We start from the raw sequence: 24,955 nt of genomic DNA, 5'->3' as shown, positions 1-24,955 counted from the left end.
GACCATCGAAACCGGGCAGCCATGGGTAGCCGTTTTATCCGCAGGCGCCGCCGCATCGCCTTGGGGATTCTTCGCAGCGACAGGCACATCATCGACATGTTCCTGGCGCACCAACGTCGTCTGCTGGGTCTTCTTACGAACCGCAGGCACCGGGTTCGTAACCAGGTTCTCCCCAGCCTTCAACGGCGCACCCGCTACCGTGTTGATCGAAGTCGCTGGCCCGGCGAGCAATATCGGCTTAGCCGTCTCAACGTGCGTATCCAGGCGAGATTTGCCGAACTGGCTGGCCATGTGTTCCAGCCACTCGCGCGCACGACGCGACTTGATGCTGCCCAGCACCTTGCTGCTGAGGCGTATCACAACGCCCATCCCGGCCGTGGCAACACACAGCAACACGTTGATCAGCACCTCGACGCCGATCTCTCCCAGCACCTCGTTCATATACGGCGGCGGCATCAGCCGCATCCAACTGACCATGGCCGCCATGTAGATAAACAGCAGCGGTTCATCGCTGAGTATCAGCAGGCCTTTGGCAAGGGTATCGGTGCTGACCTTCAGCAGCTTTTCGAACTCGGCTTGGGACAGGTAGTGCAGCAGCTTTTCGGCATTCGCCAGTGGGTGCGCCAGCCACTCAACCAGCTGTTTGAGGCTGTCCCAGAGTGAGTTCAGTGCATCGCCAAATCCTTTGGCGTAAGCCTGATGCAGCGAGAGATAGCGCTTGAGGAAATTGGCCTCGGAGTAGTCCTTCCACAGCGGCGCAAATGTGCCGCTCCACTCGCTGCGCAGCCAGCCTTCCAGTGGCGTGATGACCGACTGATAAGAGGCATACAGCGCCTTGAAGTGTTCCTCGGAAACGTTGGGGTAAAAATTGACCCGGTACTTCTGGTTGCGATCACACTCGGTGATTTCCAGAATGCCGCTGGGCCCGATGACTTTGCTGATGGGGTCGCCCAGCGGGCCACCGTTTGGATCGATGCGTTGCAACACCACTGGCGTGTTGCCAATCGGCACGAATCGAGCACTCTGGAACATGTGCACGAGGGTCAGGGTGCCGTCTTGCTTGCACGCAGCAACGGTCGAGCTGGGAAAGAGGGAACGATCGATCGGCGCGACCAGCGCCACTTCATCCCCGACCTTGAAGACCTGCTCGACATCCAGTGCCGAAAAGCTGAAGAAGCTTTCCGCCCAGGCGTCGTAGGTGTTGAGGCATTGCCGGAAGTCGCTGAGAACGGATTCGACGTCGCGCGTCTTGGAATCCATGGCGGCCAGCACCAGAAGGCCAATGGTTTGGCTGGTGGCGGCGATCAAAAGACAGCCCCAAAAAACGGAGCTTTACCGAAAAAAACCATCTGCAATCCCTCGCATTGTGTGATCAGGCGAAGGACTTTGCAGCGGTTTTCAGGCGATATCTGTAGAGCTTATCCGGGTGTGGCGTGGGATGTTTCAGTAGTCCTTGTCAGCGCTGCGCAAACGCCAGGTTTAAGCCCAGCCCGGCAAATGGTCGATGACAGATCCTGTCACGTAAGTGTGCGGCTGGCGAGTGCTGCAAGTCGCCGAACCCCGGTTAGACTTACCTGTCGATATGCGCAATGCCCGGCCCGTCGTTATCCAAGGAAGCCCCATGTATTCAAGCCGTCTGATCCTGTGCCTCACCACGTTGCTGGTGCTGGCCGGTTGTTCCACCTCACGCAGCCCGCAACAGCCGGAGCGCAGCGAGGCGGAGGTGAAAGCGCAGATTGTGCGGCTGCTGCCGGCGACGGTGCCGGACCGTAAAGGCTGGGCTCAGGACATCTACACGGCCTTCGACACCCAGAAGATTTACCCCAGCACCGAAAATATCTGCGCGGTTCTTGCGGTGACCGAGCAAGAATCCACCTATCAAGTCGACCCACCGGTGCCAAACATGGGCAAGATCGCCCAGGATGAAATCCTGCGGCGCGCGGGCAAAGTCCATGTGCCAGCCTTTGTGGTGCGCAGCGCGCTGCAATTGCGCTCGCCCACCGGCAAGACTTACGCCGAGCGCTTGAGTACTGCGCGCACGGAGAAGGACCTGAGTGGGATCTTTGACGATTTCATCAGCGTGGTGCCGTTGGGCAATACGTTGTTTGGCGGCTTCAACCCGGTGCATACCGCAGGCCCCATGCAAGTCAGCATCGACTTTGCGCAGAAACAGGCGCGGGGTTATCCCTACACGGTGGATGGCACGATTCGCCGGGAAGTCTTCACGCGGCGCGGCGGTATGTATTTCGGCATTGCCCACTTGCTGGGCTACCCGGTGAGTTATGACCAGCCGCTGTATCGCTTTGCCGACTTCAATGCAGGCTGGTACGCCAGCCGCAACGCTGCGTTCCAGGCGGCTGTCAGCCGTGTCACCGGCACCGAGCTGGCGTTGGACGGGGACTTGATCCGCTATGGTTCATTGCTGCCGGGCACCACTGAGTTGGCGGTGCGCTCCCTGGGCGCGAAGTTGGACATGCGCAACCCCAGCATCCGCAGCCAGTTGGAGAAGGGTGAGCAACTCGATTTTGAGCAAACCACTCTCTACAACCGCGTGTTTGCCCTGGCTGATAAAGCGGCTGGCAAGCCGATGCCACGGGCGATTTTGCCGGGCATCGTACTCAAGAGCCCGAAGATCACCCGCAACCTGACCACGGCGTGGTTTGCCAAGCGCGTGGATGATCGGTATCAGCGCTGCATGAAGCGCTGATCATTGTGGCGAGCGGGCAAGCCCACATTTGATCTTCGCTGCTTTAAGCATCGCGCTTCTGGCGGATTTACGCAAAGCATCCAATGGGATTTGCGCGGCTGATGATGATGGCTGCCACCCGTGGGCTGGCGTACACCTCAAGCCTCACGCCAAGGAAGAACTCGCCATGATCGCTCACGCCGTGCCCGAAGGGTTTGCCACGGTGAGCTTGCAGGTGGGCGAGAAGGTGGTGGCGCGGGCGAATGCGGTGTTTGCGGTGCCGCGCTCGGGCTGACAGTAGAGGCCATTGTGGGAGCTGGCTTGTCTGCGATGGCGGTGTGTCAGGCAGTACATTTGCCAAGGGGTGAACCGCTATCGCAGGCAAGCCAGCTCCCACAGTTGCGTCGTGTTTTTTTCAGGAAGACAGCGTAAAAAGAAAAGGCCCGGTTTTTCGTGGAACCGGGCCTTTTCTCATGTTGCTCTTTGAATCAGCTGCGTTCGAGTGCGAGGGCAACGCCCTGGCCGCCACCGATGCACAGCGTCGCCAGGCCTTTCTTGGCATCGCGCTTGATCATTTCATGCAGCAGGGTCACCAGTACGCGGCAGCCTGAGGCGCCAATCGGGTGGCCGATGGCGATGGCGCCGCCATTCACGTTGACTTTGTCGGCGTCCCATTCCAGTTCTTTGCCTACCGCCAACGATTGCGCGGCGAAGGCTTCGTTGGCTTCGATCAGGTCCAGGTCGCCCAGGCTCCAGCCCGCCTTGTCCAGGCAGCGGCGGGTGGCCGATACCGGGCCGATACCCATGATGGCTGGATCGACGCCGGCATTCGCGTAGCTGGCGATACGCGCCAAAACCGGCAGGCCGAGGGCCTTGGCCTTGTCGGCGCTCATCAGCAGCACGGCAGCTGCGCCGTCGTTAAGGCTGGAGGCGTTGCCGGCGGTGACGCTGCCGTCTTTTTTGAACGCGGGCTTGAGCTTGGCCAGGGACTCGGCGGTGGTGCCGGCGCGCGGTTGTTCGTCCACGGCGAAGGCCACCGGCTCGCCTTTGCGCTGGGGGATCAGGATCGGCGTGATTTCATCGACAAACCGACCCGCTTCAATCGCGGCAGCGGCTTTCTGCTGGGAAGCGGCGGCGAACGCGTCCTGGGCTTCACGGCTGATGCCGTACTTGTCCACCAGGTTCTCGGCGGTGATGCCCATGTGGTAGTCGTTGAACGCATCCCACAGGCCGTCGGTGATCATGCTGTCGATCATTTTGGCGTGGCCCATGCGTAAACCGGTGCGCGCAGCAGGCAATACGTACGGCGCCAGGCTCATATTCTCCATGCCGCCGGCAATGATGACCTCGGCGTCGCCGCAACGAATCGCCTGGGCGCCCAGGTGCAGGGCCTTGAGGCCCGAGCCGCAAACCTTGTTCAGGGTCAGCGCTGGTACTGCGTGGGGCAGCCCGGCGAGGATCGACGCCTGGCGCGCAGGGTTCTGGCCGCTGCCGGCGGTGAGGACCTGGCCCAGGATCACTTCGTCCACTTGCGCCGGGTCCAGGCCGGTCTGCTCCAGCAGGCGACGGATCACGGCGGCGCCCAGTTCCGGTGCCGGGATACTGGCCAGCGAACCTTGAAAGCTGCCCACGGCGGTGCGGGTGGCAGCAACAATCACGACGTCTTGCATGGAATCTGTCCTCACTGGAAGTGCATTTCTGGAACGTGGTCCGGGACGATCAGTTTACCGGCGGTCTTGCTCACAATCTCTTCAACGCTGACGCCAGGTGCGCGTTCCTTGAGGACAAAAGCGCCATTTTCGATTTCAAGGTAAGCCAGGTCCGTCAATACGCGCTTGATGCACTTGGCACCGGTCAGCGGCAGGTTGCATTGGCTGAGCAACTTGGACTCACCGTCCTTGGACGCGTGGGTCATGATCACGATGATGTTTTCCGCACCGGCCACCAGGTCCATGGCGCCGCCCATGCCCTTGACCAGTTTGCCGGGGATCATCCACGACGCGATGTTGCCGTGTACATCTACTTCAAACGCGCCGAGCACGGTGAGGTCGACGTGGCCGCCGCGGATCATCGCGAAGGACTCGGCGGAGGAGAAGATCGAAGCGCCGATGCGAGCCGTCACCGTTTGCTTGCCGGCGTTGATCATGTCGGCATCAATGGTTTCTTCGGTAGGAAACGGGCCCATGCCGAGCAGGCCGTTTTCCGATTGCAGCATCACTTCCATGCCTTCGGGAATGTAGTTGGCCACCAGGGTTGGAATGCCGATGCCGAGGTTCACATAGAAACCGTCCTGCATTTCGCGGGCGACGCGTTGAGCCATTTGTTCGCGAGTAAGAGCCATGTTTTGTCTCCTTATTATTTGGGCTGGCGGATTATTTGCGGACAGTGCGCTGTTCGATGCGCTTCTCGAAGGTGCCGCAGATGATCCGGTCGACGTAGATGCCAGGGGTGTGGATCTGCGCCGGGTCCAGCTCGCCCGGTTCGACGATTTCTTCAACTTCGACCACGGTGATCTTGCCGGCGGTGGCGGCCAGTGGGTTGAAGTTCTGGGCGGTGTGGCGATAGATGACGTTGCCGAAGTGGTCGGCTTTCCAGCCTTTGACGATGGCGAAGTCGCCGGTGATGGACTCTTCCATCAGGTACGGGCGACCGTTGAACTCACGGGTTTCCTTGCCTTCTGCGACGGGCGTGCCGACGCCGGTGGCGGTGAAGAAAGCCGGGATGCCGGCGCCGCCTGCACGCATTTTTTCTGCCAGGGTGCCTTGAGGAGTCAGCACCACTTCGATTTCGCCGCTGAGCAGTTGCTTCTCGAACAGGGCGTTTTCACCCACGTAGGACGCGATGACTTTGCTGATCTGTTTTTCTTCCAGCAACACGCCCAGGCCGAAACCGTCGACGCCGCAATTGTTGGAAACCACGGTCAGGTCGCGGGTGCCTTTGCGCTTGATCTCGGCGATGAGGTTTTCCGGAATGCCACACAAGCCAAAGCCACCGGAGAGCACGGTCATGCCGTCTTCCAGGCCTGCCAGCGCTTCTTCATAGGACGCCACGCGTTTATCGAAACCTGCCATATGCACCTCTTTTATTGTATGTGGGCCAGCAGACTGGAGTGTTGCGCCGATGGATTAATTTGTTAAGTTGTTTTTTAAGGTTGATTGATTTAGAAAACAGCATAGTCGACCCGCCGCCCGGAGCAGCCTCATGACCGTTAAACAGATGCGTGCCTTTCTCGCCGTGGCCCAAAGCCTGAGTTTCGCCGCTGCTTGCGAGCGCCTTCACCTTTCCCAGTCGGCGTTGAGCCTGACCATTAAGGGTTTGGAGGAGGGCCTGGGCGGCCGCTTGTTCAGCCGCAATACGCGCAATGTCGCGCTCACGCCTGAAGGTGAGTCGTTGTTGCCGCTGGCGCGCCGCTTGATTGCCGATTGGGACAACGCCGAAGATGAACTGCGCCAGCGCTTCACCTTGCAGCGGGGCCGGGTCACGGTGGCCGCGATGCCGTCGTTTGCAGGCAATCTGCTGCCGCCGATCCTGAAGATATTCCGCGCACGTTACCCGCAGGTGAATGTGACGGTGCACGACCTGATCAACGAGCAGGTGCTGGAAATGGTTCGCGACCGCCAGGTGGAGCTGGGCGTGGCATTCGAGCCGTCCGACGGTTCGTCGCTGGCGTTCACCCCGTTGTACCTGGACCGCTTTATTGCAGTGGTGCCCGGAGATTCACCGTTAGCCCGGTGCAGCGAAATCGACTGGCAAACCTTGCTGGAACAGCCATTCATTACCCTGCAGCGGCCCTCCACGGTGAGGGTGATGCTGGAGGAACACCTGGGCGCCTTGCAGATGAAGTTGCCGGTGGCGCTGGAGAGTCATCAATTGGCGACGGTGGGCAAGATGGTTGCCAATGGCCTGGGTGTCAGCGCTGTACCTGCGTTGTGTGCGCAGCAGATGGAAGAGGCGGGCGCCCATTGCATCACCTTGAGCAATCCGGTGATCGAGCGGCCGATTGGCGTGCTGACCAAACCTGGGCACGAACTGTCGGCGGCAGCGCAGGTGTTGTTTGATATTTTTCGCGATGAGGCCGCGAAAGGCCGCTTTCCAACTTTCTGAGCGTGCCCCAAATAAATGTGGGAGCTGGCTTGCCAGCGATAGCCAGTTAACATTCAACAAAAGTGTTGGCAGTTAAACCGTTATCGCAGGCAAGCCAGCTCCCACAGAGGGCAAGTTTTACTTAGTAGTAGCGGTCGATCACTTTAACTTGCGAGCTGTCTTTGAAAGACGTCCAGGCATTGTTAAGTGTGTTGAAAACTTGCTCGATAAAGTTCTCATCGGCGGCGGCCTTCTTGCCGACATAACCCTGGCCGCGGCGGTACATCTTCAGGCGCGCCGCCAGTTTGCGGTTGTTTTTATCGAACTCTTCTTCAAGGGTGTGGGGCGCCACGCAATCGATATGAACTTGGCCCGATTTTTCGACCCACAGGATATGGTCGTCGAGTGTGTCTTTCTGCGCTGCAAACATCTCAGCCAATTCATCGATAGTGGGTTGGTTGTTCAGATTCATAATGTAAGCCCCTTGACCAGTTGGCGATCTATCAGTTGATTCCGTTAAAACTGCTTAGTTGTCTCCGGCTTGGAAAACCGGGCGTCAGTGACTGTCTGCCGAATACGGGCAGGGTCTTGAACCTGATGCATGTAGTCTTGCTGATGAACTGCTACGCAATGGTTTCATAACGAAGACAAGCAGCGATTGAGCTCCTTGTACCGATCCTTGCGGGCCGGTCAGCTTCATCAATCTGCCTTGTGGGCAGTGCACATCCGGAAAAAACAGCTCGGCGGTCAGACGAGCTTGTTCAAAACACGTGTTACCAACACTCCCGATCCGGGAGACGTCTCGATAATGCAAGGGTAAAAAGGTTACGTCAACGATTATGTAGTGATTTTTTTTGATCACTACATAAATCGTTGTGGGGACGGGGGAATGCGGGAAAACGTGACTTGGGCGTCATTTTTTGTGCGGTTGGTCTCGGTGGGCCGTTAGCCAATACAGCGCGCGAACCCTGTGGGAGCAGGCAAGCCAGCCCCCACAATTGAATTTACAGTGTGCCTACTGTCCCAATCGCTGGACCAGCAAGGGCAACAACCGCTCGCAAGACGCCTCGATCTTCACCTGCAACAATTCATCCCCGCGTGTCTTGCCCAGGTTAATGGCAATCACCGGCTTGCCTTGCTCCACCATTGCCTTGCACAGGCGAAACGCCGAATAAGCCATCAGCGATGAGCCCACCACCAGCAACCCCTCAGCCTGCTGCACCGCAGCCATTGCCTTGGCAGCCGTTTGCGGGGCGACGTTCTCACCAAAAAACACCACGTCGGGTTTCAGTCGCTGGCCGTTGCAGTGCGGGCAGTGGGGGACGTGGAAGCGTTCTTCAAAAGCCGGATCGAGCAGCGTATCGCCATCGGGCGCTTGCACGGCATCGACGCCGGCCAGGTAAGGGTTCCGGTCTTCCATCACCCGCTGGATCACATCGCGCTCGCTGCGCTGCTGGCAATCGAGGCACAGCACGCGGTGCAGGCTGCCATGCAGTTCGATCACATCATGGCTGCCGGCCTGGTCATGCAGCGTATCGACGTTTTGCGTGATCAGCCCGCTGATGCGTTCGCGTTGCTGCAGCGTCGCCAGCGCCATGTGGGCCTTGTTCGGCTGGGCAATGCGCACCCGTGGCCAACCCAGCATCGCCCGTGCCCAGTAACGGCGCCGTGCTTGTGGGGTGGCCAGGAATTCCTGGTACATCATCGGCGCCTTGCCCCGGCGCACGCCTTCACTGTCGCGATAATCCGGTATGCCCGACGACGTACTGATACCCGCACCGGTCAGCACCACGAAGCGCCTTTCAGCCATCGCCCGGTACAGAGTGTCGAGGTGGTCCTCTTGATGTTCCAGCGTGCCCTGCATGGGTTCCCCTATTCGCCGCGGATGTACTGCTCCAGCTGTTTGATCAGGTCAGCTTGCTCGGCAATGGCTTCTTTCACCAAGTCACCGATGGACAGCAGGCCAATCAGTTGGCCATCTTCAACCACGGGCAGGTGGCGCAGGTGACCGTCCGTCATGATGTTCATGCATTTTTCGACACTCTGGTGCTTGTCGACAGTGATGACCGGCGAACTCATGATTTCACTGACGGCGGTGGTCGCGGAAGAGCGGCCCTTGAGGATCAGCTTGCGTGCGTAGTCCCGTTCGCTGATCACGCCCACCACTTTGCCTTCGTCCACGACCGGCAAGGCCCCGACGTTTTTGGCTGCCATCTGAATCAGTGCCTCCATCACGGTCTGGTGCGACTTGATGGTGTGGACGTCCTGGTTTTTCTGGTCCTTGGCTTTGAGCACTTGTGCGACGGTTTTCATGGCGGCCACTCCGGTGTTGTTGTTAGGAAGTCAGCGGGTCCCTACAGAATCCTAGACGGCCTACGCCGGAGCAAGGTCCAAAGCGGCGTTAAACCCGTCGAAAAACGTCATTTGCCGGATTTTTTCGACGTTTACCCAGCGTTTGTCGGTTTTTTAACCCGCTTGGTGCTGGCGGTTGTCTTGCGTGGCGCCGTCTTGCGCTTCTTTTTCCACGGTGTGGCACCTCGGCCTGCCGGGCTGGCCGGACCGGTGATGGTCATGCGCATGCCATTGCAGCGTGCCACTTGCTTGCTCATCCACGCCGCCTGCTTGGCGACGAATTCCTCAAGGCTCATTTCACCGCTTTGCACCATGTCCAGCGCCTGCTCCCAGATCGCCGTGGTGCCCGGGTCGGCAATCGCTCGCGGCACTGCGTCGATCAGGCTGAACGCGGCGGGAGTGGCCGAGAGGGCCTTGCCGTTCTTGACCAGGTAACCACGGTCCAGCAGCCCCTGGATAATCCCGGCGCGGGTGGCTTCGGTGCCGATGCCGGTGGTGTCCTTGAGCTTTTGCTTGAGCAGCGGGTCTTCCACCAGTTTGGCGACGTTTTTCATCGCCTTGATCAGGTCGCCTTCGGTGAATGGCTTGGGCGGTTGGGTCCACAGGTCCTTGAGGTTGACCTTGGCCACCGCGTAATCCTGGTCCTGCACCAGCGTCGGCAAGGCTTGCGGCGCAGGTGTCTCCCGGCCTTTGGCAGGGGCCAGCGCTTCGGGCAAGGCGCGTTTCCAGCCGGGCTCGATCACAACCTTTCCCACGGCGCGCAAGGCTTGGCCGGCACAGTCGAAATCCGCCTGGGTGCGATCGTATTCATGGTTGGGCAGGAACTGCGCCAGGTAACGCGCGCGAATCAGTGTGTAGACCGCGCGATGTTTGCCGATGAGTTGCCCCACATCCTTGCCCGCGCCAGTGGGGATGATGCCGTGGTGCGCGCTGACCTTGGCATCGTTCCACGCCCGCGAGCGTCGTTGGGGGTCGATATGCGGCATCAACTCATTGACTGCCGGATCCGCGCGGCCCAGCGCGGCGAGGATTTTCGGCGCATCACCGTGCTGGCTTAACGGCAAATAGCCGCAATCGCTGCGCGGGTAGGTGATGACCTTGTGAGTTTCGTAGAGAGATTGGGCGATATCCAGGGTTTCCTGGGCGCCGAGGCCGAGCTTCTTGGAGCAGATTTCCTGCAGGGTGCCGAGGTCGAAGGGCAGGGGGGCCACCTCGCGCATGCGTTCGGTGCGCAGCTTCACCAGCCGCGCGGTGGCGGCATTGCGCATCGCATCGGCAGCGTCGCGAGCCAGCTGCGGGTTAAGGCAGCGCCCCTGGTCGTCACACGCATCCTCCATGGCGCGCCATTGAGCGGTGAAGGTCATGTGTTCGTGGCGCAGGTCCACGTCAATGGCCCAGTAAGCCACCGGCACAAAATCGGCGATGCTGCGGTCGCGGTCCACCACCAGGCGCAGGGTGGGCGTTTGCACCCGGCCCACCGGCAACACGCCTTGATAGCCGGATTGGCGCCCGAGCAAGGTAAACAAGCGGCTCATGTTCATGCCGATCAGCCAGTCGGCGCGCGAGCGACCCAGGGCCGAGTGATACAGGCTGAAGGTTTCGGTGCCCGGTTTGAGCGCCGCCAGTGCCTTGCGAATCGAGGCGTCATCCAGCGCCGACAGCCACAAGCGCTGGATCGGCCCGCGATAGCGGCAATGCTCCACCAGTTCACGGGCAATCATCTCGCCTTCACGGTCGGCGTCGGTGGCGATCACCAGATCCTGGGCTTCTCCCAGCAAACGCTTTACGGCTTTGTACTGGCTGGCGGTCTTGGGCTTGACCAGCATCTTCCATTTTTCCGGAACGATCGGCAGGTCAGCCAGCACCCAGCGCTTGTACTTGGCGTCGTAGGCATCGGGCGGGGCGGTTTCCAGCAGGTGGCCGATGCACCAGGTGACTGTGACCCCATTGCCCACCCAGCAACCGTCACCGCGCCGGCTGGCGCCGAGCACAGCCGCGATATCTTTGGCCTGGGAGGGTTTTTCACACAGGTACAGCCGCATGGTCATCACATCAGATCGGGTTGATGCCTTGCAGGATGCTTAGTCAGGAGGATTTGAGCAACCATTATCTGTATGGATGTACAGCAATTTGTGTGACTGAAACAAAACCAACTGTGGGAGGAGGCAAGCAACCCCCTCCCAGCAGAAGATCAGTTGTTATTGATATCCACATTCCGCGTTTCTTTGAGGCAGAACAACCCGACAATCAGGCTCACCCCTGTCACCACCACCGGATACCACAGGCCATAGAAGATATCGCCGGTGTACACCACCAAGGCAAACGACACCGTCGGCAGGAACCCGCCAAACCAGCCGTTACCGATGTGGTAGGGCAGCGACATCGAGGTGTAGCGGATTCGCGTCGGGAACAGTTCCACCATCAACGCCGCCAGCGGGCCGTAGCACATGGCGGCGATCAGGATCAGCACCACAATCAGCACCACCACCATGACCTTGTTCACCTGCGCCACGTCCGCCGAAGTCGGGTAGCCGGCCAATGTCACCGCGCCGCGCAGGGCCGCTTCGTCGAAACCGTCGATACGCACATCGCCCACGCTCACTTGCACCGGGCTGCCTGCTGGTGCGGCGCTGCTGCTGTAGGGCAGGCCTTGCTTGACCAGGAAGGTCTTGACCTTGTCGCACGGGCTGTCAAATTTTGCCTTGCCCACCGGGTCGAACTGGAAGGTGCAGGTGGCCGGGTCCGCCAACACCGTGATCGGCGCCTGGTGACTGGCCTGGTCCATCGCCGGGTTGGTGTAGTGCGCCAGGCCCTTGAAGATCGGGAAGTACAGCGCCGTGGCGAGCAGCAAGCCGAGCATCAGCACCGGTTTGCGGCCCACTTTGTCCGACAGCCAGCCAAACAGAATGAAGAACGGTGCGCCGATGACCACGCTGATAATCAGCAGCATGTTAGCCAGGGCCGGGTCCATTTTCAGGAATTGCGTGAGGAAGAACAGCACATAAAACTGCGCCGCGTAGAAGGTTACCGCTTGCCCACCGTTAATGCTGAACAGCGCAATCAGCACCACCTTGAGGTTTTCCCACTTGCCGAAAGACTCACGGATCGGCGACTTGCTGGCCTTGCCTTCCTCTTTCATTTTCAGGAACGCGGGCGACTCATGCAGGCTCATGCGAATCCAGGTCGAAATACCCAGCAGCACGATGGAAAACAGGAACGGAATGCGCCAGCCCCACACTTCGAACTGGTCGCCGGTGAAGTAACGGCAGGCCAGCACTACCAGCAATGACAGCAGCAGGCCGAGGGTGGCGGTGGATTGAATCCAGCTGGTGTGCAAGCCGCGTTTGCCGGCCAGCGCGTGCTCGGCCACGTAGGTGGCTGCGCCGCCGTACTCGCCGCCCAACGCCAGGCCTTGCAGCATGCGCAGCACGATCAGGATGACCGGCGCGGCAATGCCGATGCTGGCGTAGGTCGGCAATAGCCCGACACAGAAGGTTGCCACGCCCATCAGGATGATGGTGACGAGAAAGGTGTATTTGCGCCCGATCATGTCGCCCAGGCGGCCAAATACCAGCGCGCCGAATGGGCGTACGACAAAGCCGGCCGCAAAGGCCATCAAGGCAAAGATGAACGCCGTGGTGTCGTTGACCCCGGCAAAGAATTGTTTACTGATCACCGCTGCCAGGGCGCCGTAGAGGAAAAAGTCATACCACTCGAACACCGTCCCCAGGGACGAGGCGAAGATGACTTTTCTTGATTCGCTGCCGGTGCTCGCGCGGACGGCCGAGCCCAGGGGTTGAGCATGTTCTGACATCGGGTAACCCTCACAGTGATTATTTATTGTTGTTCCACTGTCGGCGCCGGGTGCGGCGCCGCTATTCAGATTGCATGAACCGTTTCTCTCTGCGGGGCGAGGCTCCTTGTGTTTGGCGAAAGGATCAACTGCGCAGCTTTCTCCGCAATCATCAGTGTAGGCGAGCATGTGTTGCCGGACGTGATGCGTGGCATCACCGAAGCATCGGCGATGCGCAGGCCGGGCACGCCATGCACACGCAGTTGGGCGTCGACCACGGCATGCGTGTCATCACCCATGCGGCAAGTGCCCACCGGATGGAAGATGGTCGTGCCAATGCGCGCAGCGGCTTCATGCAACTGTTCTTCGGTTTGCAGCGAATCGCCCGGCAGGTATTCCACCGGTTTGAATTGGCTCAAGGCTGGCGCCGCAACGATACGGCGCGTCAGGCGGATGGCGTCGGCCGCTACGCGCAGGTCTTCTGGATGGCTGAGGTAGTTGGGCCGAATCAACGGTGCATCGGCCGGGTTGGCCGAGCGAATATCGATACGGCCACGGCTTTGCGGACGCAGGTCGCACACCGACGCAGTAAACGCCGGGAACGCGTGCAACGGCTCGCCAAAACGCTCCAGTGACAGCGGCTGCACATGGTATTCAAGGTTGGCCGAGGTCTGTTCCGGGCCGGAGCGGGCAAACGCGCCGAGCTGGCTGGGCGCCATCGACAGCGGGCCGCTGCGGTCATACAGGTAGCGCAGGCCCATGCCCATCTTGCCCCACAGGGTGCCGGCGATCTGGTTCAAGGTGCGTGCGTTTTCCAGTTTGTAGATCAGTCGCAGTTGCAGGTGATCCTGCAGGTTGCCGCCCACGCCAGGCAGCTCATGCAGCACATCGATTCCCAACGGTTTGAGCACGTTGGCAGGGCCTATCCCTGAGCGTTGCAGGATACCTGGCGAGCCCACGGAGCCGGCGCACAGGACGATCTCCTTGCGTGCCTTCCAGCTCACCTGTTGGCCATGCTGGCGCCCGACCACTGCCGAGGCGCGGCCGTTTTCCAGTACCACGCGGTCCACTTCGACTTCAGTCAGCACGGTCAGATTGGGTCGCTGGCGAATCGGCTTGAGAAAGGCCTTGGCCGCATTCCAGCGAACCCCGGCCTTCTGGTTGACCTGGAAGTAGCCGCAGCCTTCGTTGTCGCCGGTGTTGAAGTCGTTGATCGTTGCGATACCACTTTGCGCCGCCGCATCACGGAAGGCATCCAGGATCGGCCAGTGCAGGCGCTGTTGCTCCACGCGCCACTCGCCGCCGTCGCTGTGAAATTCCGAGCCGCCGGCGAAGTGGTTTTCGCTCTGTTTGAACAGTGGCAGCACGTCTTTCCAGGCCCAGCCCGGGTTGCCTTCGGCGGCCCAGCCGTCGTAATCCTGGGCCTGGCCACGCATGTAGATCATGCCGTTGATCGACGAGCAGCCGCCCAGCACCTTGCCACGCGGGTAACTCAGCGCACGGCCTTGCAGGCCTTCCTGGGCTTCGGTCTTGAAGCACCAGTCGGTGCGTGGGTTACCGATGCAGAACAGGTAGCCGACGGGGATGTGGATCCAGGGGTAGTTGTCGCGACCACCGGCTTCGAGCAGCAGTACGCGGTGGGCGGGGCTGGCGGACAGTCGATTGGCCAGCAGGCAGCCTGCGGGGCCGGCGCCTACTACCACGTAATCGTATTCAGCAGCTGCAATGGGCATCTGAGGTCTCGCTTGTTTTTCTTATTGGCTCCATCCTAGTTGTTAGTTTTCGTCTTAAAAATGTTAGTTTTTACCCAGCTGCTGTGCGTTTTTAAACAGCGCGGCACCGGCTCTCGCATTGGAGGCGACATGTTCGACTGGAATGACCTGCGGTTTTTTCTCGAGTTGCAACGCAGCGGTCGCCTGCTGACCGCCGCGCAGCGCCTGAAAACCACCCACGCCACCGTGGCCCGGCACATCGAGGCCATTGAGAAAAGCCTCGGCACCGCACTGTTTGTGCAGCACGCCCAGGGTTACGAATTGACGCCCTCCGGCGAAGCCCTGCTCAAACACGCCGAAGCCATGGAAAACGTCGCGCTGCTGGCCGAGGACGAACTCACCCATTGCGCCGCGCCCCTGGGCAAGATTCGCCTCGGTGTGGCCGAAGGGTTGGGCGTGATGTTTCTTGCCAGCCGCATGGGCGGGCTGTTCGACCGTTACCCGGGGCTGGAAGTGGAACTGGTGGCCGTGCCGCGTTTCGTCAGCATTCTCAACCGCGAAGCGGAAATCAGCATCCACCTCGAACGCCCCAGCGTCGATCAACTCGTCACGCGCAAACTCACCGATTACCGCCTGGCGCTCTACGCCAGCCGCGCCTATCTGGAACGCAATCCGCCGATCGAAAAACGCGAAGACCTCGCCGTGCATGCCTGGATCGATTATGTCGATGACCTGCTGTTCAGCCAGGAACTGAAGTTCCTCAGCAGTTTCTGCCGCAACCCCAAGGTGGTGTTCCACAGCACCAGCGTGATCGCCCAGCACCAGGCGGCGCGCTCGGGGTTGGGGATTGCCGTGTTGCCGTGCTTTATGGCGGCGGGTGACCCGGATTTGGTGGCGCTGCTGCCGACGGAGGGGATTCAACGCAGCTACTGGATCAGCTCGCGGCGGGAGCTGCACAAGTCGGTGCGGCTGCGGGTGTTGTGGGATTATGTGGTGGAGTTGTGTGCTCGGGAGCAGGGGTTGTTGCTAGGCGAATCCCAGTGAGCAGACCGGATCAGAAATGTGGGGGCCTGGCTTGCCTGCAACACAGTATCCCTCTGATGCAATGAGATACAAATGTGGGAGCTGGCTTGCCTGCGATGCAGACACCTTGGTGTATCAGGCAGAACCAGTCGATGCCATCGCAGGCAAGCCAGCTCCCACATGGGATTTAGAGCTTCACCACCTGATGCACCTGCTCCGCACACGCCCGCGCCTCGTCAATCATCTTGCCAAACGCATCACTGGCGACTTCAGCATGGGTCAGCCAGCGTGTCTTCTGACTCAGGCGATAGTGATAGCGCAGCCCGTCATCGGTGCGTTTCCCTTCCAGATCCAGGTCATACCACGGCGAGCGCACCTGGCAGCCGGGGATGGCTTTTTCCATCTGCCCACCTGTCAGTGTGAAGCTGTAATCGTGGGTCTGCGGGTTACCCAGGTCAAGGTCGGCCTGTTGGTGGTGGCGACGGTAGTTGATGAAGCCGTCCCAACGCCCTTTGAGCGATTCATCGGTGTAGACATAGTCACTCGCCAGTTTTTCCAGCGCACGTTGGTCGTTCATGGTCGCGCTGACGGTGTAGCCGTCGTGCACCACAAAGGCCGTGGGTTGGCGGGTGATCTGGCAGTCGCTGATTTCGTTGCCGAAGTTGGCGCAAATGTTCTGGTCGGTGGCGGTGCTGCCTTGTTGGCGGTCGGCCACGCTCATTTGCATCAGCGGCAGGCGGCTGAAGGTGATGGTGGCCTGGGTGGCGCCATTGCCCTGCTTGTCGAAATGCACCTGTTTGTCGAGGCGCAGGGTGGTTTCGGGGCGTTCCAGCGGGATCTGTTCTTCGCGCACTTGGCCCTCGGCATTGTTGACCAGCACCCAGCGGTCCTGGATGTCGGGCAGGGTTTGGCCGGGGGCGAAGACCGGGTTGGTCGGGTCGAGCCACCAGACCTGGCCGTCGATTTCGGCGCGCACAATCGCATGGTTCGGCGCGTTGGTGCCGGGGATCAGCAACGCATACGCCACATCGCCACGGCTGACCCAGGCGGTCTCGGCCTTGATGCCGCTGGCCTTGAGCATGGCGGTCAGCAGGATCGCCAGGTCTTTGCAGTCGCCATAACCATGCTGCTCGATTTCCTCCAGGTTGAACGGCACATAGCCGCGCTCCGTAGCGCGCCAGTCGCCGAGGTAGCGGTAGTGGTCGTTGATGTGCTGCATCAGCGCGGCGACCTGTTCGGCCGGTGGCAAGCTGCGCGCGGCGACTACAGCGGCGGCGGCTTGCGCAGGCAGTTTGGCGCCGAGAATCTGGTTGTAACGCTGGGCGAAATCGCCGAAATACGCCTGGCGATCCACGGCGCTGCCGACTTCCAGGCGCGGGATACGCAACAGCGTGGCACTGGAAGATTCATTGATGTAATTGAGGTAAGTCGGTTTCTTTTGCACCACGTCCAAGGTCTTGCCATTGGCCGATGGCGTCACCGTAAACCCGTCGAACAGCTCGCTGCGCCACTGGATCGGCCGCTCGGCGGTAAAGCGCGCCTTGACGTGGTCGCGACGGAACGCGCTGGGGCCGAACATCAGGGCGTAGTGAAACTGCGTCACCAGCGGTTTGGCCGCGCGATGTTCGCGCACGGTGAAACGAATGTGTGTGCCCACGCGCAGGTTTGGAAACGCCAGGGAAGTCTGCTTGTTGCGGCTGAAACCCTGGTCCGGGTTGGGTGCGGTGCGCGTGTCGATTTGCGCCGCGTCCAGTGCGATCGGCTTGGCGCCAGGCTGGGTGGATTGCGCGCTGATCACTTCAAAGGTATCGCCTTCGGAATAGTCGAAGTCGATGCGCGAGAGCATTTCGCGGCCGTTGGGTTTGAGGATCGTGTAGTGCTGGGTGGTGGTGCAGTCAGTGCTGGCGTCGCGGTTGAAGTGGCAATGCAGCTCGGTGTCGCTGGCCAGGGGGGCTTCGGCCATGGGTTGCAGGGCGGCGTTAACAGAATGGGTAACCAGCCCCAGGCTGATGACAATCAAAGAGCGGTGAAACGAAAAACGCTGCAAACAGTACATTGGCGCCTCGGGTGACACATTGAAACAACTACCCAACGGGCAGTGAGAAGGCGCCGGATGATAATGGATCGCAACAACAAAATCCAGGATTGTTCGACAATTTTTAGGGCTGAAAGGCCCGTGCTAGAGCCTTTTCTTTGATTCAGGTCAGGGATTCAGCAGGTCGAACTCGGCGCTGGCGAGCCGCTCGCCGTTGACCAGCACGTGCACCGAATGCCTGCCAGGGTAGTGCTTGCGGGTAGTCAGTTCACGGATGTGTTGTTCGCGGCGAATGCTGTGGTGCTCGCCTGCGCCCAAGGTGAATGTCTTGAGTTTGAACACCTTGGCCGCGCTGTGGCCGGCGCTTTTTACGTAGTCGATGGCGTAGTCCACCACCAGCTTTTGCGCGGTGGCGGCGGTGGATTGCAGCGTAAACGACAGGGTGATGCGCTCACCGAGGTTGATCACCGCGGGTGTAACGTTCAACTCACCAATCATCACCTCGGCCTTGGCCCCGGCGCCCATGAGCGTCAGCGCGCGAGTATTGCCTTGTTTGATCAGGCTGCGCAGCGCGTGGCGGGCGATCCACGCGGTGTGCGGGTTCTCCAGGTTCCAGCCTTCGATCAGGCTGAGCACCCAGTCCGGGTCGTCCTTGGTGATGTCGTTGAGGTGGTTGGCCACCGACTTGCGCACGTACAGGCTGCTGTCAGCCTTGAGGTTGTCGAGGATCGAGGCGCACAGCTCGGGGTTGGCCTGCACCTCGGCCAGGCGAAACGACCACGGCAGGCGAGGGCGCGAGCCTTCACTGGCCAAGCGGCGCACGTGTTCGTTGGCATCCAGTGACCATTCCTGCATCACGGCCAAGGTGCGTTGGAAGTCGTGCAACAGAAAGTGGCGGATCGCGAACTCGGCCGATCCAAAGGTGGTGAAGTATTTGAGCGCGGCCATTGAACGCTTGAAATCACCCTGGCCGTAACTCGCCACATAGTGCGGCAGGAACAGGCTGACAAACGCGCTGTTCAGGCGCGGTGCCAGGGCGTAGAGCAGCTTGAGGGTTTGCGCGTAATCCAGCGCGATCACCGCGTGCAGGCTTTCGCTGACCCGCGCCATGCGCTGCATCACCGACAACTCGGCCAGCCCGGCCTTGGCGTGCTTGAGAAACCCCTTGGCGTCGAACGCCGGGTACACCGCCGACATCTGCATGGCGATGTGTTGCAGGCGTTCGACGTTGAAGATTTCCTTGAGGGCGGGTGCGCTTTGCTCGGTCATCGGTGGTTCCAGGGGTTAGAGAAACCAGCGGTATTCCCGCGCGTTGATCTCTTGTTGAAAGGCCAAGTGGTCCTGGCGTTTGTTTTCGCAATACACGTCGACAAATTCTGCGCCGAGCTTATCGCGCACTACCGGTTGATGTTGCATGGCGCGTACCGCATCGAGCATTTCCACGGGGAAGTCAGTGCCGCTGAGGCGGTCTTCGTTCAAGGGCGCGATGGGTTCTTGCCTGGCTTCAAGGCCATGTTCAAGTCCAGCCAGGATCGCCGCCAGCACCAGGTACGGGTTGGCGTCAGCGCTGGCCAGGCGGTGTTCGATGCGCAGGTTGCGCGGGTCGGACTCGGGGATGCGCACGCACGCGTCGCGGTCCTCAAAACCCCAGCTGGCGCGGGTTGCCGCGTTGACCGTGCCACCCAGCCGGCGGAAGGCGTTGTGGTTGGGCGAGAAGATTGGCATGCAGTGCGGCAGCAGCTCCAGGCAACCGGCCACGGCATGGCGCAAGGGTTGCTGCTGGTGCGCCGCCAGCAAATTATTGCCCGCCACGTCGTAGAGGCTGACATGCACGTGCATGCCGCTGCCGGGGAATTGCAGGTACGGCTTGGCCATGAAGCTGGCGCGGTAACCGTGCTTGAGCGCCACACCTCGCGTGCTGCGGCAGAACAGCGCGGCCCAGTCGGCGGCACGCAGGCCGTCTTCCAGGTGGCCGAAATTGATTTCGAACTGGCCGGGGCCGAGCTCGGCGGTAATCACCGTGATGTCGATGCCCTGGTCCTTGGCGGTTTGCGCCATGTCGTCGAGCACCTCGCTGAAGCGCGACAGCCGTTCGATATGCAGGGTGGGCTGGTCATCGGTGTCGTCGCTGAGCGGGTCGCGGGCGAATTGCGGCAAGCCGTTGTCGAGCTTCTTGTCGAACAGGTAGAACTCCAATTCGAACGCCACCACCGGGTGAATACCCTTGCTGTGTAGGCGCTCCAGCACCTTGGCCAGCACTTCGCGGGGTTCGAACTCGATGGGGGCTTCGGTGCCGTCCGAGGTAATCAGCATCTGCCCCAGCGGCTGCGACTCCCAGCTCACCGGCTTGAGCGTGCCCGGCACCAGGCGGCGGTTGGCGTCCGGGTCGCCGTCGTGGAAGCAATAATCGCCAATCTTGAACAGCCCGCCCTGTGCGCCCAGCAATACGGCGTTCTGCGGCAGTTTCAACGGGCTGCCGGCGGCGACCTTTTCCAGCATGTCCACCGGGTAGCGCTTGCCGTAGAAGTGCCCCGGAATGTCCAGGGCGATCAGGTCGACGTAACGCACGTCGGGGTGGTTCTGGCGAAAGGTCCGTACTTCGGCCAGCAACGTGGAAGACTGGTTTTTCACGGGTGTTGCTCCTAGTTGTAAACCCACAGCACGCGGGCGGGCAGATCAGTCAGGTTGGCGTAGCGGCAATGGGCAAAACTGGCCAGGTGGAAGCTGTCGCCAGGGCCGAGGGTGACCGCGTCGGCCTCACCTTCGACCCACAGCGTCAACTCGCCCTCCAGCACAAAACCGGCCTGTTCGGCGCGGTCGCTCATGGTTTGCTCGCCGCTGTTGGCGCCGGGCGCGAGCAGGCTGTCGAGCATCGAAAAGGCGCCGTTCATGCTCGGCGAGACCAGAATGTCGGTGATGCCATTGGCGTAATACACCGTGCGCCGCTCGTTGGGGCGGGTGACCCAACCCACCGCTTTGGGTTTGGGCAGGCTGTAGAAGTAGGTGGTGGGCACATCGAGGGCATGGCTGATGGCGGTCAAGTCGGCCACGGTGGGGCGCGACAGGCCGCGCTCGACCTGTGACAGGAAACCCACCGAACGCTCGATTTTTTGCGCGAGTTGGGCGAGGGTGAGTTTCTTGTGTTTTCACAGGTCGTGGATCAGGACGGCGAGGGCGTCGAGTTCTTGTTGTTGGTTCATGAAATTTATGTCGAGAAATTTCATGAAAAATTACAGGATTAATTTCATGGGGGCAAGGCTGATGGATCTTGAAGCGCATCTGTTTTTGTTAGAGCAGGCGCTGCAGAGCCCTCGTGGCGAGGGAGCTTGCTCCCGCTGGGCAGCGAAGCTGCCCCAATTCATCCACCGCATTCATTCAGGGTGTGTGCGGTGAGGCTTTTGGGGCTGCTGCGCAGTCCGGCGGGAGCAAGGATTGAAAGCGGGCTGAATGATTCTACACGCCTGCGGTCGGAACCTGGGTACGCGCCAATCATTGAAGGAGCACCCATGAAATCCAAAACCCTCGCCGCCTGCCTGCTGCTCACCGCCGGCCTGTCCACCGCCAGCTTTGTCGTGCAGGCCGGTGATACCCCGCAAGAAACCGTGAAGCCTTCCAGCATTAACGCCCGTGACCTGAAAGAAGGCGACCGCGCCCCGGATATGCTGATGCGCAAGGAATCCGCCGTGAGCGACTGGAAAAAACGCGGTTTGAAGCAGCCTGAAGCCGACAGCCAATGGGCCCGTGTGGGGGACAAGTTTGTGCTGCTCAAAACCACCAACGGCACCATCCTCGAGATCACCCCCGTCAAGAAATGACCGGTCTTTTTTCCTGGCTCTTGCGGTAAGGTAACCGGCCACACAGGTCGCGTTACCTTCAAAGAATGAGAGCAGGATGCTTGCCACAATAAGACACTACCCGCGCAGCGTTAACCTGTTGCTATTGGCCACGTTGCTGTTGACGCTGGCCAAGGCGATCACCTTTCCGTACCTGGTCATTTACCTCACTCATCACTTCGGCCTCGACATTACCCAGGTGGGCCTGGTGATCGGCAGTTCGTTGATTGTCGGCTCACTGCTGAGTGTGTACGGCGGTTTTCTGGTCGATCGCGTCAACAGTTATCGGCTGCTGCTCGGCTTGAGCGCACTGTTTGTAATGGGGTTTATCGGCACGGTGGTGGCTCACGGTATCTGGCTGTTTTATGGCTGCCTGATCCTGATCAACCTGGCATACGCCGTGATCGACATTGCCGTCAAAGCCGGTTTCGCCAGCTTGCTGCCGGAAGACGCGCGCAGTGAGGTGTTTTCGATCAAGTACACCCTGACCAATATCGGCTATGCCGTCGGCCCGTTTTTTGGCGCGATGGTGGCCAAGCTCGACATCAGCCTGCCGTTCATCCTTTCGGCGCTGCTGGGCGTGGGGTTTTTCCTGCTGTATTGGCGCTGGGGCGACCGCACGCTGGCCACCGCTGATGCCACGCAGAAACCGGTGTCGTTTTTCGCCGTCGGCCGCGTACTGCTGCGGGACCGGCGTCTGGTGTGCTTCACCTTTGGCGGCCTGCTCAGTGCCGTGGTTTTCGGGCAGTTCACTGCCTACCTGTCGCAGTACCTGGTGACGACCACCACCGCGGAATATACCTACACGGTAATCAGCGCCGTACTCACCACCAATGCGGTGCTGGTGATTGCTTTGCAGTACGTGATTGGGCGGCGCATCTCGCACCGCTATCTGAGCCAGTGGCTGATCGCTGGCCTGGGCATGTTCATGCTCGGGGTGATGGGCTTTGCACTGGCCACCAGCGTGTTGTGGTGGGTGCTGGCGATGGCGGTGTTTACCGTGGGGGAGATTATCGTGTTTCCGGCCGAGTATATGTTTATCGACCGGATTGCCCCGGACCACCTGCGCGGCATGTATTACGGGGCGCAGAACCTGTCCAACCTGGGGGCTGCGCTGGGGCCGGTGTTGTGTGGGCTGGTGTTGGCCAGCCTGCCGGCCCCCTTCATGTTTTACATGCTTGGGGCGTTTGTCGTTGGAGGTGGGGTGTTCTATTTCATTGGTTCGAAGCTGAAGGCAAATCATCCAGCGTGAGCTTGGCGACATTCTTGCCGACAGTGTTGCTTTGCAGTTCGTAGCGCAATTCTTCGACCATTTTTTCCACTTCCTGCGGGGTCTGCAGCCGATTGGTGCTGATCCCGGTGACCACCAGGTCGACCCGGCCGGTTTCGGCGTCGAAGACCTTGAGGGTCAAGGACGCATCCCGGCACAGGGTGAACTCGCAGGTCAGCGGCGACAGGCCTTCTTCGATGCAATTACGCAGTTGGGAGAGGGTAAACATGCGACTTAGCCCCCTCAACGACGGCGCAGCAACAGGCCCACCAACAGGCCGACGCCAGCGACGACAGCCACGGTCGCCAGCGGCTTGTTGCGAGCAAAATCACTGACGGTATCCAGCGCGTCGCCATAGGTTTGCTGCAGTTGGCCGGCGGCCTGGCGGGCAACGCCTTCGGCTTGCAATTGCTCATCACCGGTCAAGTCGCCGAGAAAACCCTGAGCCTTGCCAGCCACCTTCTCGACGGCGCCTTTGACTTGTTCGCTTTTCATCGTGCATTCCTTCAAGAGATCAACTCATTACGGCACGGGGCCAAAGGCCCTGTGCCCACTCTTCAAGGTTAAGCACCGCACCTCTCGTTAATAAGGCGAATTTGCACTGGTCCCACTAGTGCATTTGCACTCTATTTCTTGCTTTTGACGCGCAATTCACCGGCAAACAGCCCGCGTTCACGGGCCCAAACGATGGCTGCACTACGGCTGTGCACCCCCAGCTTGGAGTACACCGTGGCCACATGGTTACGCACGGTATTGGGCGCGAGTTTCAGGCGCGAGGCGATTTCTTTGTCGGCCAGGCCTTCGCAGATCAAGCCCAGCACATCGCGCTCACGGGCCGTGAGATCGGTAAAGGCCACGTTGGGCAGGTTGGGGCTGTTGACGCTCTTGGCGTTGGCGAGTTTTTCAATCAGGGTCTGACTGAACCAGGAGGCGTCCTGCATGACTTCCTCAATGGCCGCCACCAGTTCCAGTTCCGAGCGTTTGCGCTCGGTGATGTTCATCATCACCAGCAAGTAGCAGGGCACGTCCTCGATGATCACGGTGTCGGCAGACACCACGCAGTCGATCACCTCGTTGCCTTTTTTGCGCAGCTTGAGGTCCTGGCCGTCGAGGTTGCCGACTTTTTCCAGGGTGGCGAACAACTGCGCACCGGCCTGGGGGCTGTCGATAAAATGAATATCTTCGATGGCCTTGCCGATCAGCTCTTCGCTGGTATAGCCGGTGATGTTCATGAACGCTTCGTTGACATCCACCACCTGGCGGTTGGCAGCGCTGCACATCAAGGTCGGCACCGGTGTCAGGCGGAAGGACTTGGCAAAGCGCTCCTCACTCTGGCGCAAGGCAGTTTCCGCCTTGCGGCGTGGCTCCAGGTCGGTGAAGGAAAACAGCATGCAGTCTTCTTCGTTCATGTCCAACGGCTGGCCGGCGACGATCACCAGTTTGCTGCCGCCTTCGGGCAGGCGCAGCTCGGCCTGCATCTGCGGGATGGTCGCGCCTTCGCCCAGGCGCTGGATGGCCAAGTCTTTGCGCTCGGCCTGTTCCAACACGTCCAATTCATACACCGAGCGGCCGATGACCTGGTCGCGGTTGTAGCCGGTCATCTCCAGGAAACCCTGATTGACCTTGATGTAGCGCAGGTCGCTCAGGCGGCAAATCACCGCCGGTGCCGGGTTGGCGTTGAAGGTTTTTTCGAAGCGCTGCTCGGCGCTGGCCCACTCGGTGGCATCGCTGAGGATCAGCACCAGCAGCTCCGGCTCACCGTGCGCGTCGGTCAACACCAGGCTGCGCAAGCGGTGGACCCAACTGCGCTGTTCATCGGCGGCGGGGGTGACTTCCACTATCACGTCGCTGAACTCTTCACCGGCCGCCACCCGGCTGAGCGGGTAGTTGTCGAGCACTAAAGGGTGATTATTGCGGTAGCGCAGGGCGAAGCGCTGGGCGTATTCCTCGGTATTCGCGCCGAGTTCCTCGACCGCGCTGACCCCGTGCATGGTCAGCGCGGCTTCGTTGGCCCAGAGAATGGTCTGGTCGACCTCGGCCAGGATCACACCGTCAGACAATCCGGAAATGATCTGCTGCAATTGGCGGCGGTTGGTTTCTTTGGCAAGAACGTCCTGGGTCATGGTCTCTCCGGGGGATGGGCGCATGGGAAGTACGACACTCGGGCT

20 protein-coding genes and 3 pseudogenes are annotated in these 24,955 nt (G+C 60.4%); 6 read left to right on the top strand and 17 right to left on the bottom strand.

The window, feature by feature from the left end:
- Window positions 1–1,260, bottom strand: a pseudogene (locus L8I05_RS27010) (type IV secretion protein Rhs); the annotation flags it as partial.
- 361 nt (window positions 1,261–1,621) lie between these two features.
- Between L8I05_RS27010 and L8I05_RS27005 the strand changes: the two are divergent.
- On the top strand, window positions 1,622–2,707 hold the full coding sequence (locus L8I05_RS27005; RefSeq protein WP_242174951.1) for a DUF1615 domain-containing protein: 1,086 nt from the start codon (window positions 1,622–1,624) through the stop codon (window positions 2,705–2,707).
- Window positions 2,708–2,900: 193 nt separating this feature from the next.
- A pseudogene (locus L8I05_RS27000) lies at window positions 2,901–2,981 on the top strand (PaaI family thioesterase); the annotation flags it as partial.
- A 193-nt stretch (window positions 2,982–3,174) separates the two neighbouring features.
- Here the strand turns inward: L8I05_RS27000 and L8I05_RS26995 are convergent.
- Genes L8I05_RS26995 through L8I05_RS26985 form a run of 3 tightly spaced genes read right to left on the bottom strand, consistent with a single transcriptional unit; the run spans window position 3,175 to window position 5,757 of the window.
- On the bottom strand, window positions 3,175–4,356 hold the full coding sequence (locus L8I05_RS26995; protein ID WP_242174950.1) for an acetyl-CoA C-acetyltransferase: 1,182 nt from the start codon (window positions 4,354–4,356) through the stop codon (window positions 3,175–3,177).
- 11 nt (window positions 4,357–4,367) lie between these two features.
- Window positions 4,368–5,027, bottom strand: a complete 660-nt coding sequence (locus tag L8I05_RS26990; protein WP_242174946.1) for a CoA transferase subunit B — start codon at window positions 5,025–5,027, stop codon at window positions 4,368–4,370.
- A gap of 31 nt (window positions 5,028–5,058) precedes the next feature.
- The gene (locus L8I05_RS26985; protein ID WP_010211319.1) at window positions 5,059–5,757 is read right to left on the bottom strand and encodes a CoA transferase subunit A; all 699 of its coding nucleotides are present in this window, start codon (window positions 5,755–5,757) and stop codon (window positions 5,059–5,061) included.
- Between the two features lie 130 nt (window positions 5,758–5,887).
- Here L8I05_RS26985 and L8I05_RS26980 point away from each other — a divergent pair, with 130 nt between their 5' ends.
- Window positions 5,888–6,790, top strand: coding sequence for a LysR family transcriptional regulator (locus tag L8I05_RS26980; RefSeq protein ID WP_177017650.1), 903 nt, complete (start codon window positions 5,888–5,890; stop codon window positions 6,788–6,790).
- Window positions 6,791–6,911: 121 nt separating this feature from the next.
- Here L8I05_RS26980 and L8I05_RS26975 read toward each other — a convergent pair whose 3' ends face one another.
- The 6 genes from L8I05_RS26975 to L8I05_RS26950 form a co-directional block, all read right to left on the bottom strand.
- Complete coding sequence (locus tag L8I05_RS26975; protein WP_242174944.1) at window positions 6,912–7,241, bottom strand: hypothetical protein; 330 nt, start codon at window positions 7,239–7,241, stop codon at window positions 6,912–6,914.
- Window positions 7,242–7,784: 543 nt separating this feature from the next.
- Entirely contained in the window at window positions 7,785–8,633 is an 849-nt protein-coding gene (locus L8I05_RS26970; protein WP_242174943.1) for an NAD-dependent protein deacetylase, read from the bottom strand.
- Window positions 8,634–8,641: 8 nt separating this feature from the next.
- Window positions 8,642–9,082, bottom strand: a complete 441-nt coding sequence (locus L8I05_RS26965) for a CBS domain-containing protein (RefSeq protein WP_197629429.1) — start codon at window positions 9,080–9,082, stop codon at window positions 8,642–8,644.
- A 131-nt stretch (window positions 9,083–9,213) separates the two neighbouring features.
- Entirely contained in the window at window positions 9,214–11,163 is a 1,950-nt protein-coding gene (locus tag L8I05_RS26960) for a DNA topoisomerase III (RefSeq protein WP_242174958.1), read from the bottom strand.
- A gap of 149 nt (window positions 11,164–11,312) precedes the next feature.
- The gene (locus tag L8I05_RS26955; RefSeq protein WP_242174942.1) at window positions 11,313–12,935 is read right to left on the bottom strand and encodes an MFS transporter; all 1,623 of its coding nucleotides are present in this window, start codon (window positions 12,933–12,935) and stop codon (window positions 11,313–11,315) included.
- A 65-nt stretch (window positions 12,936–13,000) separates the two neighbouring features.
- Window positions 13,001–14,647, bottom strand: coding sequence for a GMC family oxidoreductase N-terminal domain-containing protein (locus L8I05_RS26950; RefSeq protein ID WP_242174941.1), 1,647 nt, complete (start codon window positions 14,645–14,647; stop codon window positions 13,001–13,003).
- Window positions 14,648–14,776: 129 nt separating this feature from the next.
- On the opposite strand from L8I05_RS26950, the gene L8I05_RS26945 reads away from it, so the two are divergent.
- Window positions 14,777–15,670 carry a LysR family transcriptional regulator gene (locus L8I05_RS26945; protein ID WP_242174937.1) on the top strand — a complete coding sequence of 298 codons (894 nt, stop codon included), beginning with the start codon at window positions 14,777–14,779 and terminating at the stop codon, window positions 15,668–15,670.
- Window positions 15,671–15,836: 166 nt separating this feature from the next.
- On the opposite strand, the gene L8I05_RS26940 is transcribed toward L8I05_RS26945, so the two are convergent.
- The 4 genes and pseudogenes from L8I05_RS26940 to L8I05_RS26925 form a co-directional block, all read right to left on the bottom strand.
- Window positions 15,837–17,696, bottom strand: a complete 1,860-nt coding sequence (locus L8I05_RS26940) for a DUF3857 domain-containing transglutaminase family protein (RefSeq protein WP_242174955.1) — start codon at window positions 17,694–17,696, stop codon at window positions 15,837–15,839.
- A gap of 156 nt (window positions 17,697–17,852) precedes the next feature.
- Window positions 17,853–18,953: a DNA alkylation repair protein gene (locus tag L8I05_RS26935; protein WP_242174935.1), complete on the bottom strand. Its 1,101-nt coding sequence runs from the start codon at window positions 18,951–18,953 to the stop codon at window positions 17,853–17,855.
- A gap of 15 nt (window positions 18,954–18,968) precedes the next feature.
- Window positions 18,969–20,315, bottom strand: coding sequence for a glutamine synthetase family protein (locus L8I05_RS26930; protein ID WP_242174930.1), 1,347 nt, complete (start codon window positions 20,313–20,315; stop codon window positions 18,969–18,971).
- Window positions 20,316–20,326: 11 nt separating this feature from the next.
- A pseudogene (locus L8I05_RS26925) lies at window positions 20,327–20,884 on the bottom strand (XRE family transcriptional regulator).
- A 306-nt stretch (window positions 20,885–21,190) separates the two neighbouring features.
- On the opposite strand from L8I05_RS26925, the gene L8I05_RS26920 reads away from it, so the two are divergent.
- Window positions 21,191–21,499 (top strand): RcnB family protein, encoded by a 309-nt coding sequence (locus L8I05_RS26920; protein ID WP_177017661.1) that lies wholly within the window; start codon window positions 21,191–21,193, stop codon window positions 21,497–21,499.
- 76 nt (window positions 21,500–21,575) lie between these two features.
- A complete protein-coding gene (locus L8I05_RS26915) occupies window positions 21,576–22,769 on the top strand; it encodes an MFS transporter (protein ID WP_242174929.1) in 1,194 nt (397 codons plus the stop codon).
- Here the strand turns inward: L8I05_RS26915 and L8I05_RS26910 are convergent.
- The 3 genes from L8I05_RS26910 to L8I05_RS26900 all read right to left on the bottom strand — a co-directional run bounded on the left by L8I05_RS26910 (window position 22,732) and on the right by L8I05_RS26900 (window position 24,910).
- Complete coding sequence (locus tag L8I05_RS26910; protein WP_242174928.1) at window positions 22,732–23,016, bottom strand: DUF1652 domain-containing protein; 285 nt, start codon at window positions 23,014–23,016, stop codon at window positions 22,732–22,734. The genes L8I05_RS26915 and L8I05_RS26910 overlap by 38 nt on opposite strands.
- A 14-nt stretch (window positions 23,017–23,030) precedes the next feature.
- A complete protein-coding gene (locus L8I05_RS26905) occupies window positions 23,031–23,282 on the bottom strand; it encodes a CsbD family protein (RefSeq protein ID WP_159955316.1) in 252 nt (83 codons plus the stop codon).
- Between the two features lie 131 nt (window positions 23,283–23,413).
- Window positions 23,414–24,910, bottom strand: a complete 1,497-nt coding sequence (locus tag L8I05_RS26900) for a helix-turn-helix transcriptional regulator (protein WP_242174927.1) — start codon at window positions 24,908–24,910, stop codon at window positions 23,414–23,416.
- Window positions 24,911–24,955 lie beyond the last annotated feature (45 nt).

Origin of the sequence: Pseudomonas sp. MONT-RG-20F-20-E-7-02, from assembly GCF_022662395.1 — a bacterium.
Classification (GTDB): Bacteria; Pseudomonadota; Gammaproteobacteria; order Pseudomonadales; family Pseudomonadaceae; genus Aquipseudomonas.
Note: the sequence above shows the minus strand (reverse complement) of the source record. Positions and strands in the feature narration are given on the sequence as shown.

Bases quoted from the DNA above. Each gene is read 5' to 3' on its own strand.
- L8I05_RS26905 (WP_159955316.1), bottom strand. From the start codon at position 23,282: ATGAAAAGCGAACAAGTCAAAGGCGCCGTCGAGAAGGTGGCTGGCAAG.
- L8I05_RS26985 (WP_010211319.1), bottom strand. From the start codon at position 5,757: ATGGCAGGTTTCGATAAACGCGTGGCGTCCTATGAAGAAGCGCTGGCA.
- L8I05_RS26965 (WP_197629429.1), bottom strand. From the start codon at position 9,082: ATGAAAACCGTCGCACAAGTGCTCAAAGCCAAGGACCAGAAAAACCAG.
- L8I05_RS26980 (WP_177017650.1), top strand. From the start codon at position 5,888: ATGACCGTTAAACAGATGCGTGCCTTTCTCGCCGTGGCCCAAAGCCTG.
- L8I05_RS26995 (WP_242174950.1), bottom strand. From the start codon at position 4,356: ATGCAAGACGTCGTGATTGTTGCTGCCACCCGCACCGCCGTGGGCAGC.
- L8I05_RS26990 (WP_242174946.1), bottom strand. From the start codon at position 5,027: ATGGCTCTTACTCGCGAACAAATGGCTCAACGCGTCGCCCGCGAAATG.
- L8I05_RS26975 (WP_242174944.1), bottom strand. From the start codon at position 7,241: ATGAATCTGAACAACCAACCCACTATCGATGAATTGGCTGAGATGTTT.
- L8I05_RS26970 (WP_242174943.1), bottom strand. From the start codon at position 8,633: ATGCAGGGCACGCTGGAACATCAAGAGGACCACCTCGACACTCTGTAC.
- L8I05_RS26950 (WP_242174941.1), bottom strand. From the start codon at position 14,647: ATGCCCATTGCAGCTGCTGAATACGATTACGTGGTAGTAGGCGCCGGC.
- L8I05_RS26915 (WP_242174929.1), top strand. From the start codon at position 21,576: ATGCTTGCCACAATAAGACACTACCCGCGCAGCGTTAACCTGTTGCTA.
- L8I05_RS26955 (WP_242174942.1), bottom strand. From the start codon at position 12,935: ATGTCAGAACATGCTCAACCCCTGGGCTCGGCCGTCCGCGCGAGCACC.
- L8I05_RS26900 (WP_242174927.1), bottom strand. From the start codon at position 24,910: ATGACCCAGGACGTTCTTGCCAAAGAAACCAACCGCCGCCAATTGCAG.
- L8I05_RS26935 (WP_242174935.1), bottom strand. From the start codon at position 18,953: ATGACCGAGCAAAGCGCACCCGCCCTCAAGGAAATCTTCAACGTCGAA.
- L8I05_RS26960 (WP_242174958.1), bottom strand. From the start codon at position 11,163: ATGCGGCTGTACCTGTGTGAAAAACCCTCCCAGGCCAAAGATATCGCG.
- L8I05_RS26920 (WP_177017661.1), top strand. From the start codon at position 21,191: ATGAAATCCAAAACCCTCGCCGCCTGCCTGCTGCTCACCGCCGGCCTG.
- L8I05_RS26945 (WP_242174937.1), top strand. From the start codon at position 14,777: ATGTTCGACTGGAATGACCTGCGGTTTTTTCTCGAGTTGCAACGCAGC.
- L8I05_RS27005 (WP_242174951.1), top strand. From the start codon at position 1,622: ATGTATTCAAGCCGTCTGATCCTGTGCCTCACCACGTTGCTGGTGCTG.
- L8I05_RS26910 (WP_242174928.1), bottom strand. From the start codon at position 23,016: ATGTTTACCCTCTCCCAACTGCGTAATTGCATCGAAGAAGGCCTGTCG.